This is a genomic window from Aminobacter sp. UC22_36, from assembly GCF_044056035.1.
GTDB lineage: Bacteria > Pseudomonadota > Alphaproteobacteria > Rhizobiales > Rhizobiaceae > Aminobacter.
In genome coordinates, this window is the sequence record NZ_CP171996.1 from 5,129,224 (window position 1) to 5,145,041 (window position 15,818).

Consider the following 15,818-nt stretch of genomic DNA (forward strand, 5'->3'; position numbering starts at 1 on the left):
TCAACCATATGGCACACCGAAAGCGTGATACGGGGACATCGAACCAGCACAGCCAGAACCATCTTGCGCGCCGCGGCGACAGTGCTTGCCGCATGCAGCGCAACCGCATGGCAAACACTGCCCGCTTTCGCCCACGCCTCCGACCGCGGCCATGTCCTGCTTCTCCCAACCGGCCATTACATAGCCGGCGCGGCAATGGCCGTAGCCGCAAGTTTCCTGGTGCTTGCTATCCTGCCGCCAGAGCGGCTGGTCTCCTTGTGGCGCACGCGTTTGCCGCTCGGTTCGATCCCCGATCTGCGGCTACCTGTCAGCCTCGCGTCTTTCGCCGCCTTCGCCGCCCTAATCCCCGCCGGTTTCATCGGCTCGCGCGATCCGCTGTCCAACCCGCTGCCGCTGACGGTCTGGACGCTGCTCTGGGTCGGGCTGACCCTGGCCCAGGGCCTGTTCGGCAATCTCTGGGCATGGCTCAACCCATGGTACGGACCTTGTCGCCTGGTCAGCCGCGCCCTCGGCTCGAAGGCGGATGGCAATGGCCCGCTGCGCCTGCCCGAATGGGTCGGCTACTGGCCCGCCCTCATCCTGTTCCTCGCCTTCGCCTGGTTCGAGCTGATCGACCCGGCTCCCGACGATCCGGCACGGCTCGCCATCGCCGCCGGCACCTATTGGCTGTTTTCGTTCGTTGCCATGCTGGCATTCGGCTTCGAGCGCTGGAGCCGGCAGGGTGAATTCCTGTCGGCATTCTTCGCCATGATCGGGCGCTTCGGTGTTGTCGAGGGCGAACGACAGGGCAATAGGCTGAAGCTGGCCTTGTGCTGGCCCGGCGCCAAGCTCAGCGACGTCGAGCCGCCGCCACCGTCGGGGGCGCTGTTTCTGCTCGCGACACTCGCTTCGGTCTCGTTCGACGGCTTTTCGAAAACCTTCTTCTGGCTTGGCCTCAACGGCATCAATCCGCTTGAACTGCCCGGGCGCACCGCGCTGATCGGCACCAACAGCCTCGGCCTGATGGCGGTTTTCGCAGCGCTCGCCGCCGTCGGACTGTTCGCGGTCCTGATCGGCCAAAGGCTGGTCCGCAGCACCGTGCCGCTGACAAAGGCCGCCGGACTGTTCGTCTGGTCGATCGTGCCAATCGCGCTTGCCTATCACTTCTCACACTACCTCACGGCATTGCTGGTCAACGGCCAATACGCGCTGGTGGCGCTGTCGGACCCGTTCGCCAGGGGCTGGAACCTGTTCGGCACTGCCCACATGCCGGTCGAGGCCGGCATCGCCATGGGCGCAGAATCTGCCTGGCTGATCTGGAACCTGCAGGCGGCGGCCATCGTCGGCGGGCACGTGCTGGCGGTGCTTGTCGCCCACCTGCTCGCCTGGCGGCTGCACCCCAGTGCTGCCAGCGCCTCACTCAGCCAGTTGCCGCTCACCGTGCTGATGATCGGCTACACCGTTTTCGGCCTCTGGCTGCTCTCGACAGCCACGGCGGGATAGTGCAAATGCAGCTGGATTTGACCTTGCGGAAGCAACTATTGCCACCTCCAGGGATTGGTGATCTAGTTTGTATACATGCAATTTTTCGCCATTTCTTGAGTTCCGGGCGGAACAGCCGCCAATCCGCACCACAGCTGGTCAAAAGGCACGGCAAGGGGACAGGGCATGACTGACAGCAAACGTTTCTTCGACCTCGGCAAATCAGGCCTCAGCCGCCGCACGGCGCTCAAGGGCATTGCCGCTGGTGCAGGCCTGATGGCCGCGCCCGGCTTCGTGCGCTATTCGCAAGCGCAGTCGTCGGCACCGATCAAGATCGGTTTCCAGGCCCACCGCACCGGCATCGGTGCTGCCTATGGCCGCTGGTATGAAAAGACCACCAACGCCGCGGTCAAGCTGATCAACGATGCCGGCGGCATCAACGGTCGCCCGGTCGAGATTGTCGTCGAGGACGATGGCACCGATCCCAAGCGTGGCGCCGAGGTGGTTGCCAAGTTCGCCTCCCAGCACAAGACCGACATCGTCTTCGGCACGCTGTTTTCCCATGTCGTCGTCGGCTCGGCCCCGACCGCCGGCGAGCTCAAGATCCCCTACTACGTCGTCAGCGAGGGCTATCACGTCGCCTCGGGCAAGCTGAACCGCTGGGTCTTCCAACCCGGCATCACCGACGTGCGTTCGCAGGTCACCTCGGTCGCGCCATGGGTCGCGGCCAACCTCGGCAAGAAGGTGACGATGATCTATCCCGACTACGCGTTCGGCTACGATCATCGTGACTATTTCGCACCCGCCATCAAGGCGCAGGGCGGCGAAGTGGTGGCACAGATCCCGATCCCGCCGACCGAAAGCTCGTTCACCAAATACCTGCCCCAGATCCCGGCCGATACCGAGGTGCTGTACCACGTCATGGTCGGCCCCGGCGTTCTCACCTTCGTCAAGGAACTCGGCGAGTTCTATGGTTCGAAAAAGCCGCAGCTGTTTGGCTTCATCGACTCGCTCGAAGCCGTCGACATCAACAGCCCGGGCCTCGAATTCCTCGACGGCAGCCATTTCTGGGAAGGTTCGCCGCGCTACGCCCAAGCCAATGACAGCGAGGCCCAGAAGGCCTACCGCACTGCCGTCGGCATCGACGACAACGGCGCTTCGACAACGGATGCCAAGGACGTCTCGACCGCGGCCCACATGTTCGGCTGCTGGGAAACGCTCTACGTCATCAAGAAGGCGATGGAGGATTCAGGCTACAAGGGTCCGGAGGACCGCGCCAAGCTTGTCGAGGCGACCGAGGCGCTGACCGAGTTCAAGGAAGGCCCCGAGCACCCGCAGGGCGACAAGACGTTCAACGGCAAGATCCACCAGGTCTTCGGCCACCAAAACATCTCCAAGGTCGAAGGCGGCAAGCTCAACGTCGTCCACCGGACCTCGATCGAGGACGGCATGTACGAGCCTGAAGCGGACTACACAACGCAGCCGCTGTGAGGGTACGGCGATAGACTGGCCTGTAATGCGCTTGACGTTGCCCCCCTCTGGCCGGCAGGCCCGAGGGGGGTGGGACAGAGCACAACTGGGGTGGCCTTTTTTAGTGGCCTTTTTCCCGCATCTCTTGCTCGCCACGCTCGAAGGGCTGGTCACCTCTGCGGTGCTGGCGCTGACGGCACTCGGGCTGTCGCTGGTGTTCGGCGTCATGCGCATCGTCAATGTCGCGCATGGCGAGTTTTTCATGCTGGGTGCGGTGCTTGCCTGGGCGATCACCACCACACTGAGCGGCCATCCGGCGCTCGGCTTCGCCGTCGCTTTGGTGCTGTCGCCGCTGATCGTCGGCGCCATTGCCTGGATCGCCGAACGGCTGGTGCTGCGCCGCATCGAATACAACCCGGAAGCGACAATCGTCGCCACCATCGGCCTGCTCTACATCATCCAGCAACTGGCGCTGACCTTCTACGGCCCCGAGGCGCGGCCGGTCACGCCGCCGTTCAACTACCGCATCCAGCTGCCGTGGTTTGGCTACTCCGGCTACAAGCTGTCGATCATCGCGGCCTCGGCGCTCCTGCTGCTCGCCACCTGGTTCGTGCTGACCCGCACCCGGATCGGGCTGATCATGCGGGCAACGCAATATGACCGCGAGACAGCACTTGCCTTCGGCATCCCGGTCGGGCGCGTCTATGGCGCGGTCTTCGCGCTCGGCGCCATGCTTGCTGCCATCGCCGCCGTGCTGATCGTACCGATCCAGCAAGCGCACTATCTGATGGGGCTCGACCCGCTGCTGCTGTCGTTCATCGTCGTCATCATCGGCGGGCTCGGCTCTCTGCGCGGCACGGTCATCGCGGCCCTTCTGATCGGCGTCTCCGACGGCATCATCTCGGTGTTCTTCTCGCCGACACTGGCCAAGATCATCGCCACGCTCGTCGTTGCCATGGTGCTGGTGTTCCGGCCGCAGGGCCTGTTCGGGACGGCGTCGAAATGAGCGGCGACGGGACGACGGCAAAGGTCTACGCGCTGCATGGGGCGGTCATAGCCCTGCTCGTGGTGCTCAACTTCATCCTGCCCGAATACCATCACGGCGTGCTGGCGCGGGTGCTGGTGCTCGCCGTCTTCGCCATGGGTTACAATTTGCTGTTCGGTTATGTCGGCCTGCTCAGCCTCGGTCACGCCATGTTCTTCTCAGCTGGGCTCTATGGCGCTGGCCTGCCGCTCTATCATCTCGGCTGGGGCGTCGTGCCGGCCTTTGCCGGAGGTATTGGCGCCGGCTTCGCCGTGTCACTGGTCATCGGCCTTCTGGCTCTGCGCACATCGGGCGTTGCCTTCATGATCGTGACCATGATGTTCGCCCAGGTGTTTTACCTGACCACGCTCTATTTCGGTGAATGGACACGCGGCGATGAAGGGCTGGTGCTGCAGCAGCAAGCGCGGCAGATCGCGCTGGGCACGGGGACGCTCGATCTGACCAACCCGGCGACGCGCTATTTGCTGGCGGTGGCACTTTTTGCGGCAACACTCTTCGCCACGCTCGCCATCGTCCGCTCGCGCCACGGCCGCGTGCTCGTCGCGATCCGCGAAAACGAGGAGCGGACGAAGATGCTCGGCTACGACACCTTCGCCAACAAGCTGGTGGCGGTGGTGACGTCGGGCGTCATCTGTGCTGCTGCCGGGGCGGCTTATGCCTTGCTGTTCGGCTATGTCGGCTCGACCTTTGCCTCGGTGCAGTATTCGATCCTGCCGCTGCTGTGGGTGTTGCTCGGCGGTGCCGCGACCACGCTCGGGCCGCTGCTCGGCACGCTGTTCATGTATTACGTCGTCGACATCACCAGCGGCTACACCTCGGCCTACATGCTGGTGGTCGGCGCCATGCTGATCCTTTTGGTGCTCTGGTTCCGCAAAGGTGTGCTCGGCACGGTGCGCGAGCGCTGGTTCAGGTGGCTGCCATGACGGCGCTTTTGACCACCAAACGCCTGTCGCGTCATTTCGGCGGCCTGCGCGCCGTCGACGATGTCGATTTCTCGCTCGAGCCGGGCGAGATCCGGGCGGTGATTGGCCCCAATGGCGCTGGCAAGACGACTTTCGTCAGCCTTGTCTGCGGCCGCTACGCGCCAAGCTCGGGCAACATCGTCTTCGACGGCGAGGACATCACCGACATGCCGGCGCATCTCCGCGTCAGGCGCGGCATTGCCTACACGTTCCAGATCACCAGCGTCTTTGCCAACCTCAGCGCCTACGAAAACGTCGCCCTGCCGGTGCAGCGTACCTTGACCGATGGGCGTTCGCGCGGGGCCGTGCGGCAGGGCGCGATGGCGGCGCTGGAGCGTGTCGGGCTCGCCAGCCGGGCGCATGAACAGGCCGGTGCCCTGGCCTACGGCCACCAGCGGCTGCTCGAGGTAGCAATGGGACTGGCACTCAAGCCGCGACTGCTGATCCTCGACGAGCCGACACAGGGCCTCTCGGACGGCGAAATCGAAAACTTCATCACCCTGGTGCGCGAGATCGTCCGGGACGCAACAGTGCTGCTGATCGAGCACAACATGCCTGTCGTCATGGAACTGGCCCAGCGCATCACCGTGTTGAATGCCGGCAAGATCCTGGCAGAGGGCAGCCCGACCGATATCCGCGCCAACGCCGCCGTGCAGCAAGCCTATCTCGGCACCGCGCAGGAGGCTGGCGCATGAGTGTCGCGCTGGCAATCAACGGCCTCGACTGCTTTTACGGCGAAGTGCAGGTCCTGCATGGCCTGGAGCTTGAGCTGCGCAAGGGCGAGGTTCTTTGCCTGCTCGGCCGCAACGGCGCCGGCAAGACCACCACGCTGAAGGCGATCATGGGGCTGGTGCCGGCCCGCGCCGGCTCGATCAAGCTGGGCACGCGTGAATTGACCGAACTGCCAGCGCATGAGGTGCCAAGGGCGGGCGTCGCCTATGTGCCGCAGGGCCGCCGGTTGTTTGCAGAACTGACCGTCGCCGAAAACATCGAGATCGGCCTGATGACACGCAACAAGGGCAAGGCGATGCGGGAAAGCGTGCTCGACCTGTTCCCGTTGCTGCGCGACCGGCTGAAGCAGCGCTCCGGCACGTTGTCGGGCGGCGAGCAGCAGATGCTGGCCATGGCGCGTGCGTTATGCGTCGAACCGGAAGTCTTGCTGCTCGACGAGCCGACCGAAGGCTTGATGCCGTCGATGATCGCGAAAATCCGCGCGACCGTGGCAGGCTTACGCGAACGCGGGGTTTCGACCATCCTAGTCGAACAGCGCGTCGATGCCGTTCTCTCGGTCGCCGACCGCGTTGCCTTCATCGAGAACGGCCGCAACCGTGAAACCGTCGACGTCGCGCGACTGCGCGAAGACCCCGCGCTGGTCAGGCGCTATGTCGGCGTGGGCTAGCCGAAGAAGACAAAGCCCGCGATCAGGAAGGTCGGGATCAACACCGCGCCCGACCACAGCATGTAGCCGAAGAAACCGGGCATCCTGACCCCGCTCTCGCGAGCGATAGCATAGACCATGAAGTTGGGTGCGTTGCCGATGTAGGTGTTGGCGCCCATGAACACGGCACCTGCCGAGATCGCCACTAGCGTCGTGGCAAAACTCGTCATCAGCGCCTGCGGGTCGCCGCCGGCCAGTTCGAAGAACACCAGATAGGTCGGCGCATTGTCGAGGAACGACGACAGCGCCCCGGTGAGCCAGAAATAGGCAAGATCGTTGGGTGCGCCGTCAGGCCCGGTGACCAGCGCGACCAGGGGCGCAAAAGCGCCGTCGAGGCCGGCGCGCAGGATGGCGATGACCGGCACGATGCAGATGAAGATGCCGGCAAACAGCTTTGCCACCTCAACGATCGGACCCCAGGAAAAGCCGTTGGCAGCACGGTATTCCTTGCGCGTAACAGCCAGCGAGACGAAGGCCAGCACCAGAATGATGGCGTCGCGGACGAGGTTCTGCAGCTCGACCGCCACGCCCTGGATGGTGAAGGTGACACCTGGCTTCCACGACGCCGACAGCAGGATAGCAGCGATGACGCCAGCCAGAAGGGCGATGTTGGCGACGCCGCGAATGCGAACCTTGGAATGCGGCGTCGGGTCCTTGACCTTGGGTTGTCCCTGCTCGCGACTGTGAAAATGCCAGTCGACTGCAAGGAAGGCGGCAAGCACGAGACCACCGACAAAAAACGCCTCGCGCCACAGATTGGCGGTGGTCCAGAAAAATTCGACGCCGCGCAGGAAACCGACGAACAGTGGTGGATCGCCCAACGGGGTCAGCGATCCCCCGATGTTGGACACCAGGAAGATGAAGAAGACAACGACATGAGCGTTGAACGGCCGGTTGTCGTTGGCGCGGATCACTGGCCGGATCATGATCATCGAGGCCCCGGTGGTGCCGACGACCGAGGCGAGCAGGGCGCCGATCAGCAAAAGCCCGGCATTCACCAGCGGCGTGCCCTGGATGTTGCCGGCCACCAGCAGGCCGCCTGATATGGTGAACAGCCCGAACAGCAGGATGATGAAGGACATGTATTCGAGCAGCAGCGTGTGCAGCACGGCGCCCGACGAGACATCCGGGCCGAAGAACATGGCCATCGGCACGATGACCAGCGCCGCCCAGCCGCCAGCGATCTTGCCGTAATGATGTTCCCAGACATGTGGATAGAGCAGCGGCCCGGTGGCTATCGACAGCAGCAAGCCGGCAAAGGGCAGTGCCCACCACAGCGACATGGCCGCACCGGGCAACTCATGCGCCTCAGTGGCCATGGCCGAACCGCTCAGCAACACACCCGCCAGCGCCACAGGCACTGCCGCAAGACCCGACACGTTCATTCCGCCCCCTTCACACCGGCGCCGAAGCGACAATTCAGCCGTTGATTGCCGTTCAGACCAGCTTCACGCCGGCGTCGCGCATCTTGGAGATCATTACGTCGAGCGAGCCGCCCAGGTCTATCGCGCGGCACGCATCGAGGCGCACCGTGGTGGCGAAACCATGCTTGACCGCGTCGAGCGCCGAATAGGCGACGCAAAAATCGGTGGCGAGGCCGACAAGGGTGATGGAGGCGACATCGCGTTCGCGCAGGTATCCGGCAAGACCTGTCGGGGTGAAGCGGTCGTTCTCGAAGAACGCCGAATAGCTGTCGATGTGCGGGCGAAAGCCCTTGCGGATGACGAGTTCGGCCTTGGACCAGGCAAGCCCGGAGTGGAAATCGGCCCCCCGGCTGCCCTGGATGCAATGATCCGGCCACAGTGTCTGTGGGCCATAGGACATGCGGACGCTTTCGAACGGCTGCTTGCCGGGATGGCTGGAGGCAAAGCTCGAATGACCGGCCGGGTGCCAGTCCTGGGTCAGCATGACGTGCTCGGCGTTGCGGATGAGGTCGTTGACCAGCGGAATGATCCCGTCGCCGCCATTCACGGCAAGCGCGCCGCCTGGGCAGAAGTCGTTTTGCAGATCGACGACGACGAGCGCGTCCGTGGCCATGGTGCCCCCATGCTGGTTTCGGTACCGCCTCGGTGGCGGGCCGCCGAAATTCGTCCAGAAGGCGCCTTGCGTCAACCATCAACTTGGCAAGGCGCCATCCCCACCGGGAAGTGATCCGACGAAGTAAAGCCAGGCTTTGACAAAAGATCGCGGCAGGTTATCACTTGTGTACGAATGAAAATGTCCGGCTGCTGCCGGGAGGCATTGCGTGACCCGTTACGCGAAACCCAAGTCGCTCGACGAAGCGCTGGCGCTGCTCAGCGAAGGTTCGTGGCGAATTCTGGCGGGCGCAACCGACTTCTATCCCGCCCTAGGCAACCGCCCGTTGCAGCACGATGTAATCGATATCAATGGTATCGACGCCCTGCGCGGCATGACCGAAAGCGATAGCCATTTCGTCATCGGGGCGCGGACAAGCTGGACCGAGGTGCTGAAAGCACCACTGCCATCAGCCTTCGACGCGCTGAAGCAGGCGGCGCGCGAGGTCGGCTCGCTCCAGATCCAGAACGTCGCGTCGGTAGCCGGCAACATATGCAATGCGTCGCCGGCGGCGGATGGCGTGCCGGCCCTGATGGTCGTCGATGCCGAAGTGGAGCTGCGGGCGCGGCACGGGGTGCGGATACTGCCGCTCAGTGAATTCATCGTCGGCAACCGCCATACAAAGCTGCACCAAGATGAACTGGTGACGGCGCTGCGCATTCCCAAGACGTCGGCTGTCGGGGGGTCGGCCTTCGTCAAACTGGGCGCACGGCGTTACCTCGTCATCTCGATCGCCATGGCGGCGGCGCGGATCGTGCTCGACGGCCAAGGGCGGATCGCCAGCGCGGCGATTTCAGTGGGTTCCTGCTCCGCGGTGGCGCAACGGCTGCGTGCATTGGAGGCCGCGCTTGCCGGCCAGCGGCCGGAAGCGATCACGGAGATCGTCCAATCCGCCGAACTGGGCGAGTTGTCGCCGATCGACGACGTGCGCGGCAGTGGCGGATACAGGCGAAGTGCGGCACGAGAGATCGTTGAGCGCGCGTTGCTGCAGGCGGCCGGCGGCTCGCAGAAACGGGCGGCGGCATGAAAACCGACCGGGCGCCGATCAGCTTCACAGTCAACGGCGCCAATGTGTCGGTAACCGCCGCACCGATGCGGCGCCTGTCGTCTGTCCTGCGCGACGAGCTGGCATTGACCGGCACCAAAGTCGGCTGTGACGCCGGCGACTGCGGTGCCTGCACCGTTCTGCTTGACGGCGAGCCGGTCTGCGCCTGCCTGCTGCCGATGGCGTCGGCCGAAGGCGCTTCGGTCCGCACCGTGGAGGGATTGGGAAACGGCGGCCTTTCAGCGCTGCAAGCCTCGTTCCTGGCGCATGGCGCAGCGCAATGCGGTTTCTGCACGCCGGGGCTACTGGTGACCGCTACAGCTCTGCTGGAGCGCAGCCCGCAACCAAGCGAACAGCAGGTGCAGGACGCGCTCGGCGGGGTTTTGTGCCGCTGCACCGGCTATCGCAAGATTATCGAAGCCGTTGTGGAGGCGTGGCGCTGGAACGAGGGCGCCGCCACCGCCCATCCGCCTGCCGGCACCTTCTCCCGCACGCGGGGAGAAGCGAGATGGCCGGAACGCTGACGCCTCCCTCGCCCCGTTTACGGGGAGAGGGTAAGGGTGAGGGGCAATTCACGCTGCCCCCCTCAGGTGCCGCCGTAGGCAGTTCGCCCGTCAGGCTCGACGGCATGCCGAAGGTGACAGGCGCCGAAAGATTCGGCGGCGATTCATTTCCTGCTGACGCCTTGTCGGTGCTGGTGATCCGCGCGCCGCATCATCGCGCAGCATTTTCGTTCGGCGATCTCGACGGATTTGCTGCGGATAACGCCGGGGTGGTTGCAGTCTTCACCGCCAAGGACATACCGGGCATCAACAGCTTCGGTGTGATCCCGCCTTTTGCCGACCAGCCGGCGCTGGCCGAAAGCGAGGTACGCTTTCGTGGCGAGGCAGTTGCGCTTGTTGCCTGTGAAGGCTTGGCGGCACGTGACCTGGATATCGCGGCATTCCCCATCACATGGCGGGAACTGCCGGCAACGCTGGAACCAGTCGACGCCCAGGCGGAAGAGGCGGCACTCGTCCATGCCAACCGGCCCGGCAATCTTCTGGTGCGAGGACTGGTCGAGTGCGGCGAGCCGGAAAGCGCCTTGGCACAGGCCGCTTGCCAGGTCTCTGGCAGCCTGCAAACCTCCTATGTCGAGCACGCCTATATCGAACCGGAAGCCGGCTATGCATTTGTCGACGGCGACACGCTGACGATTGCCGCCTGCACCCAGGCGCCGCACATGGATCGCGACGATACCGCCCGCATCCTCGCGCTCGCACCGGACAAGGTGCGCATCGTGCCGACAGCAACCGGCGGCGGTTTCGGCTCGAAGATCGACATTTCGCTGCAGCCGCTGATCGGCCTGGTGGCATTGAAGACCGGGCGCCCGGCGGCACTTGCTTACAGCCGCACGGAATCGATGGCCTCGACCACCAAGCGCCATCCCGCATCGATGCAGGCGACGATCGGCGCCGATGCCGACGGGACCATCCGCGGCATGGTATTCTCAGGCGAGTTCAACACCGGCGCCTATGCCAGCTTCGGCCCGACCGTCGCCAACCGGGTGCCGGTGCACGCCTCGGGTCCTTATGTCACGCCGAACTACCGCGCCATCGCCCGCGCCATCCACACCAACGGTCCAGTTTCAGGCGCCTTCCGAGGTTTCGGCGTGCCACAGGCGACGCTGATGCAGGAAACGCTGTTCGATGAGCTGGCCAACAAGCTCGGCATCGACCGGCTACAGATACGCTTGCGCAATGCACTTCGGAACGGCTCCGAAACAGTAACCGGACAGCGGCTCGAAAAGGGCGTTGGCATCAGCACGTGCCTTGAGGCGCTGAATTCGCACTGGACGCGCGCGCTGGCCGAAGCGGATGCCTTCAACATGGCCAACTCCAAGGCGAAGCGCGGGGTCGGCATCGCTTCGTGCTGGTATGGCTGCGGCAACACCTCGCTGCCCAACCCGTCGACCATCAAGCTGGGCATCTCGCCTGAAGGCAAGGTGGTTCTGCACCAGGGCGCGGTCGACATCGGCCAGGGCTCGAACACGGTCATCGCCCAGATCGCCGCCGATGCGCTCGGCTTGCCGCTCGGCGATTTCGTGCTGAAAGGCGCCGACACCGCAATCACCCCCGACGCCGGCAAGACCTCGGCATCACGCCAGACCTTTGTCTCGGGAAAGGCAGCGGAAAAGGCGGCAAGGGCACTGCGCGACAAAATCCTGCGCTTCGCCAACGTCTCGAGCGAGGCATCGCTGCAATTGCTGCAAGGCGGCTTGCTGCTCGTACATGAGGGCGGCGAGCGGCGGCGCATCGACCTGACGCTGCTTGAGCCTGACAATGAGGGCCTCGTCTTTGCGACCGAGGAAAGTTACGACCCGCCGACCACGCCGCTCGACGCCAAGGGCCAAGGCAAACCCTACGCGGTCTATGGCTACGGCGCCCAGATCGCTGAACTCGAAGTCGATCTTTCGCTCGGCACAGTGAGATTGATCAAGATCACCGCAGCGCACGACGTCGGCAAGGCGATCAACCCGCTTCTCGCCGAGGGCCAGATCGAAGGCGGCATCGCCCAGGGCATCGGCATGGCGCTGATGGAGGAATACATCCCCGGCCGGACGGAGAACCTGCACGACTACCTGATCCCGACGATCGGCGACGTGCCGCCGATCGAAACCATCCTGATTGAGGTTCCGGACCCGGAAGGACCCTTTGGCGCCAAGGGCCTGGGCGAACATGTACTGATCCCGACGGCACCGGCGATCCTCAATGCCATCCGTCATGCCACCGGCGTGCTGGTGACCAAGGTGCCGGCGACGCCGTCGCGGATACTGGCGGCAATCGAGGGGGCACGTCGATGAACGAGCTTTCCGAACGCTTCGAGACGCATCAAGCCGGCGACAGGCAAACGGGCGAAAAGCTGCGCTGCGACGCCTGTCCTGTCATGTGCTACATCGCCGAGGGCCGCACCGGCGCCTGCGACCGCTACGGCAATTTCGGCGGCAGGATCGTGCGGGCAGATCCTGTCCGCGTGCTCGATTTTGCTGTCGAAAGTGGCGCCGCCGTGGTGCCTTTCGGCGGCGAAGCGTGGGACGGCGCGCTGGTCAATACCGGCCGGCGCTTCGTCACCGCGATCGGTGCCGGCACGACCTATCCCGACTACAAGCCGGCACCGTTCATCGTCAGCCAAGAGGTCGAAGGCGTCGCCTTGGTCACCGTCGTCACCGAGGGCATCTTCTCCTACTGCGGCGTCAAGGTGAAGATCGACACCGACCGCCACCTCGGCCCGGAGACGGCGACCGTGCGCGCCCAGGGCGAGGCGGTTGGCCATGTGACGACGGGCGAATATGGCTCGCAGATGCTGTCACTCGGCGGCGTGCATCACCTGACCGGAGGCTCCAAGTCGGAAGGCCGGGTGACGTGCGCAGCACTGCTCGAGCTGTGCAATCGCAAGCCGGTCGAGCTCGCCATCGACGGCGGCGCAACCGTCATCGTCGAGGCCGGCAAGCCGCCGGTCATCGACGGCACTGTTGAACATCGGATGCGTGTCGGTTGCGGCTCGGCGACAATCGGCATGTTCGCCACGCAATGGCGCGGGCTGGTCGACGAGGTGGTGGTGGTCGACGACCACATCACCGGCGTCGTTTCCGAACACCAGGCCGGCAAGGTGCTGGGCTGGAAGGATACCGGGATCAAGATTCTCGGCCGGCGTTCGACGCCGGGTCGCTATTTCAAGGTTTCGGAGCCCGGCCTTGGCTGGGGCGGCACCAGCATCTCCGATCCGCTTGCGATCCTCGGCGAGTGGAATGCCAAGAAAGGAGCCCGGCCAGGTCTCTCGCTGCTGATGGTTTCGACCACCGGCGAGCAGTTCGCCTATTACGAACTGGACGACGATCTGAAGCCGGTCGAAAAGCCGTTTCCCGAGCGGCTGCGCAAATCGGTCGGGCTGATCGAGGAGAATTGTGAGCCGGCTTTGTGTACTGTGCTGTTCGTCGGCGGCGCCGGCGGCAGTTTGCGGGCCGGCGTAACCGAGAACCCGGTCAACCTGACCCGCTCGGTGCAGGGCCTGAGAACCTACGTGACGGTAGGCGGCGCGCCGGTCTATGTCTGGCCCGGTGGCGGCATCACGCTGATGGTCGACGTCACCCGCGTACCTGACAACGCCTTTGGCTATGTGCCGACGCCGGCGCTGGTGGCGCCGATCGAATTCACGCTACGCCGCGACGATTATCTGGCGCTCGGCGGCTACGAGGCCGAGATCAGGAGCATCGACGACGTGCTGCAGCGCGGCGGTGAATATTTCAACGAGCGCGCGACTGCGACGGCCAGCGCAGACAATCCCTGGCCACCCTTGGCGCAATTGCGCCTGATGGCGCCGGGCGGGTTGCCATGAATGGACCGCAGGCAAGCTGGCTGCCCGACGGGCGCCGCCTCCACCTCAACCACGGCCCGATCGACCTGATCGTCGAGGCCTTCGGCGAGACCGATGAGGTACGCACCGCCTACGGCCAGGCGACAGAGCGCTTCCGGACCATCCTTGGCGAACTCGTCGAAGAGCTTGTCGAGCTGCGCCGCCCGGCGTCGCCAACGCTCCGAGACTTCGTAGGGTCGACAGCGCGACGCATGGAGGCTGCCGTCGCGCCGCTGTCCCGGGAATTCATCACGCCGATGGCGGCCGTCGCCGGTTCGGTCGCCGACGAGATGATGGCGGCTATGGTCGCCGGGCGCAGGCTCGAGCGCGCCTATGTCAACAATGGCGGCGACATTGCGCTGCACATCGCGCCGGGCCAACAGCTTTCCGTGGCAATTGCCGGCACCGGCCACGGTTTGACCGACCGGCTGACGATCCGGGCGGACGACACGGTTCGCGGCATCGCCACCAGCGGCTGGCGCGGGCGCAGCTTTTCGCTCGGCATCGCCGATGCGGCGACGGTGCTCGCCTCAAGCAGTGCGGCGGCCGACGCAGCAGCGACACTGATCGCCAACGCCGTCGACCTGCCCGGGCATCCGGCAATCCAACGCAAGGCGGCACGCGAACTGGCTCCCGACAGCGACCTTGGCGACCGTCTGGTCACCACCAGCGTTGGCCCGCTTGCCCCAGCCGAGATCGAGATGGCGCTCGACGCGGGCCGCGAAGTCGCCGACGCGTTGCGGCGGCAAGGGTCAATCCAGACTGCAGCTCTATACCTAGGAGGCCGAAACCGCATAAGCGGCACGCATGAGCTTGCCGTAACCGGTGGTGTGACAAGGGGGGTTCCTGTCCATGCCTAATTTTCCGATCCGCAAGATTGCCGTAACAGTCGAGGAGATCCTTCACGACGGCGGGCCACCCGCGCAGAACCCGCGACGGCGCGCAGCAGCGCTTGCGGTGGTGAACAACCCGTTCGCCGGCCGCTATGTCGAAGATCTGCAAAGCGCGATGGAGGACCTGAAGCCGCTCGGGCTGATGTTGTCCGACCGGCTGATTGCGGCGCTGGGCGGCGACGCAAAGGCTATCGACGGCTATGGCAAGGGCGCGATCGTCGGCAGTGCCGGAGAGCTCGAACACGGAGCGCTGTGGCACGTGCCGGGCGGCTACGCCATGCGTGAACGTCTCGGCGAAGCCAAGGCGATAGTGCCCTCGGCCAAGAAGCTTGGCGCCTTCGGCGCGCGGCTCGACGTACCGATCGGACACGTCAACGCTGCCTATGTGCGCAGCCATTTCGACGCCATGGAGGTCGGCATGCCGGACGGACCGCGCCCCGACGAAATCGTCTTTGCGCTGGTCATGACTTGCGGGCCACGCGTCCACGACCGCATGGGTGGATTGAAGGCCTCGGACATCGAGGCCTGGGACGGCCTGCGATGAGCCCGGCCCCAGCTGAAAGCGACTATCAGGTCCAGGGACAGATCGGTTTTGTCCTGCGCAAGGCGAACCAGCGCCATGTCGCGATCTTCGCCGCACATATCGCCGACCTGACGCCGCCGCAATTCGCGGCACTCGCCAAGCTCCGCGATGTCGGCGAGACCTCGCAGAACCAGCTTGGCGGACTGATCGCCATGGATGCGGCGACGGTCAAGGGCGTGATCGACAGGCTGCACGCGCGCGGGCTGGTGCAACTGGCCAAGCACGAGGTCGACAAGCGGCGCCTCATGGTCAAACTGACCGATGAGGGCCGACACGCGATAGAGCAGCTTTTGCCACTGGCGCGGACGATCACCGAGGAAACTTTGTCGCCGCTGTCGGCGAAGGACGCCGAAACGCTGCTGCAACTGCTGACGAAGATAAGTTAGGGCAGTAGGAGAGTAGGGCAGTAGAAAAGCATACTGCCTTATTCTCCTACTGCCCTAATCCCTTACT

General features: G+C 64.7%; 13 protein-coding genes and 1 pseudogene. 12 read left to right on the forward strand and 2 right to left on the reverse strand.

The features are described from left to right. The first annotated feature begins 63 nt into the window (after positions 1–63). From ACHMW7_RS28730 to ACHMW7_RS28755, 6 genes are all read left to right on the forward strand, one after another. Positions 64–1,482: a hypothetical protein gene (locus ACHMW7_RS28730; RefSeq protein WP_395448739.1), complete on the forward strand. Its 1,419-nt coding sequence runs from the start codon at positions 64–66 to the stop codon at positions 1,480–1,482. Between the two features lie 165 nt (positions 1,483–1,647). Further along, a complete protein-coding gene (locus ACHMW7_RS28735) occupies positions 1,648–2,952 on the forward strand; it encodes an ABC transporter substrate-binding protein (protein ID WP_395448740.1) in 1,305 nt (434 codons plus the stop codon). A gap of 103 nt (positions 2,953–3,055) precedes the next feature. Further along, a complete protein-coding gene (locus tag ACHMW7_RS28740) occupies positions 3,056–3,937 on the forward strand; it encodes a branched-chain amino acid ABC transporter permease (protein WP_395448741.1) in 882 nt (293 codons plus the stop codon). After that, positions 3,934–4,899: a branched-chain amino acid ABC transporter permease gene (locus ACHMW7_RS28745; protein WP_395448742.1), complete on the forward strand. Its 966-nt coding sequence runs from the start codon at positions 3,934–3,936 to the stop codon at positions 4,897–4,899. Before ACHMW7_RS28740 ends, ACHMW7_RS28745 begins: the two co-directional genes overlap by 4 nt. Then, entirely contained in the window at positions 4,896–5,633 is a 738-nt protein-coding gene (locus tag ACHMW7_RS28750; RefSeq protein WP_395448743.1) for an ABC transporter ATP-binding protein, read from the forward strand. The genes ACHMW7_RS28745 and ACHMW7_RS28750 overlap by 4 nt, the downstream gene beginning before the upstream one ends. Next, the gene (locus ACHMW7_RS28755; protein WP_395448744.1) at positions 5,630–6,337 is read left to right on the forward strand and encodes an ABC transporter ATP-binding protein; all 708 of its coding nucleotides are present in this window, start codon (positions 5,630–5,632) and stop codon (positions 6,335–6,337) included. Before ACHMW7_RS28750 ends, ACHMW7_RS28755 begins: the two co-directional genes overlap by 4 nt. On the opposite strand, the gene ACHMW7_RS28760 is transcribed toward ACHMW7_RS28755, so the two are convergent. After that, positions 6,334–7,761, reverse strand: a complete 1,428-nt coding sequence (locus ACHMW7_RS28760) for a sodium:proton antiporter (protein ID WP_395448745.1) — start codon at positions 7,759–7,761, stop codon at positions 6,334–6,336. The two genes, ACHMW7_RS28755 and ACHMW7_RS28760, sit on opposite strands and share 4 nt — an antisense overlap. 52 nt (positions 7,762–7,813) lie before the next feature. After that, complete coding sequence (gene pncA, locus ACHMW7_RS28765; protein ID WP_395448746.1) at positions 7,814–8,413, reverse strand: bifunctional nicotinamidase/pyrazinamidase; 600 nt, start codon at positions 8,411–8,413, stop codon at positions 7,814–7,816. A 208-nt stretch (positions 8,414–8,621) separates the two neighbouring features. Here pncA and ACHMW7_RS28770 point away from each other — a divergent pair, with 208 nt between their 5' ends. From ACHMW7_RS28770 to ACHMW7_RS28795, 6 genes and pseudogenes are all read left to right on the forward strand, one after another. Further along, positions 8,622–9,479 (forward strand): FAD binding domain-containing protein, encoded by an 858-nt coding sequence (locus ACHMW7_RS28770; protein ID WP_395448747.1) that lies wholly within the window; start codon positions 8,622–8,624, stop codon positions 9,477–9,479. Then, positions 9,476–12,339 (forward strand): annotated as a pseudogene (locus ACHMW7_RS28775) (molybdopterin-dependent oxidoreductase). The gene ACHMW7_RS28770 and the pseudogene ACHMW7_RS28775 overlap by 4 nt, the downstream one beginning before the upstream one ends. Next, a complete protein-coding gene (locus ACHMW7_RS28780; RefSeq protein WP_395448748.1) occupies positions 12,336–13,871 on the forward strand; it encodes a 6-hydroxynicotinate reductase in 1,536 nt (511 codons plus the stop codon). Before ACHMW7_RS28775 ends, ACHMW7_RS28780 begins: the two are co-directional and overlap by 4 nt. Further along, positions 13,868–14,749, forward strand: coding sequence for a UPF0280 family protein (locus ACHMW7_RS28785; RefSeq protein WP_395448749.1), 882 nt, complete (start codon positions 13,868–13,870; stop codon positions 14,747–14,749). Before ACHMW7_RS28780 ends, ACHMW7_RS28785 begins: the two co-directional genes overlap by 4 nt. After that, a complete protein-coding gene (locus ACHMW7_RS28790; protein ID WP_395448750.1) occupies positions 14,742–15,326 on the forward strand; it encodes an amino acid synthesis family protein in 585 nt (194 codons plus the stop codon). Before ACHMW7_RS28785 ends, ACHMW7_RS28790 begins: the two co-directional genes overlap by 8 nt. Continuing rightward, positions 15,323–15,751: a MarR family winged helix-turn-helix transcriptional regulator gene (locus ACHMW7_RS28795; protein WP_395448751.1), complete on the forward strand. Its 429-nt coding sequence runs from the start codon at positions 15,323–15,325 to the stop codon at positions 15,749–15,751. Before ACHMW7_RS28790 ends, ACHMW7_RS28795 begins: the two co-directional genes overlap by 4 nt. Positions 15,752–15,818: the final 67 nt, after the last annotated feature.

Coding starts and splice junctions, on each gene's coding strand:
- ACHMW7_RS28785 (WP_395448749.1), top strand. CDS start 13,868: ATGAATGGACCGCAGGCAAGCTGGCTGCCCGACGGGCGCCGCCTCCAC.
- ACHMW7_RS28760 (WP_395448745.1), bottom strand. CDS start 7,761: ATGAACGTGTCGGGTCTTGCGGCAGTGCCTGTGGCGCTGGCGGGTGTG.
- ACHMW7_RS28755 (WP_395448744.1), top strand. CDS start 5,630: ATGAGTGTCGCGCTGGCAATCAACGGCCTCGACTGCTTTTACGGCGAA.
- ACHMW7_RS28750 (WP_395448743.1), top strand. CDS start 4,896: ATGACGGCGCTTTTGACCACCAAACGCCTGTCGCGTCATTTCGGCGGC.
- ACHMW7_RS28780 (WP_395448748.1), top strand. CDS start 12,336: ATGAACGAGCTTTCCGAACGCTTCGAGACGCATCAAGCCGGCGACAGG.
- ACHMW7_RS28735 (WP_395448740.1), top strand. CDS start 1,648: ATGACTGACAGCAAACGTTTCTTCGACCTCGGCAAATCAGGCCTCAGC.
- pncA (WP_395448746.1), bottom strand. CDS start 8,413: ATGGCCACGGACGCGCTCGTCGTCGTCGATCTGCAAAACGACTTCTGC.
- ACHMW7_RS28790 (WP_395448750.1), top strand. CDS start 14,742: ATGCCTAATTTTCCGATCCGCAAGATTGCCGTAACAGTCGAGGAGATC.
- ACHMW7_RS28795 (WP_395448751.1), top strand. CDS start 15,323: ATGAGCCCGGCCCCAGCTGAAAGCGACTATCAGGTCCAGGGACAGATC.
- ACHMW7_RS28745 (WP_395448742.1), top strand. CDS start 3,934: ATGAGCGGCGACGGGACGACGGCAAAGGTCTACGCGCTGCATGGGGCG.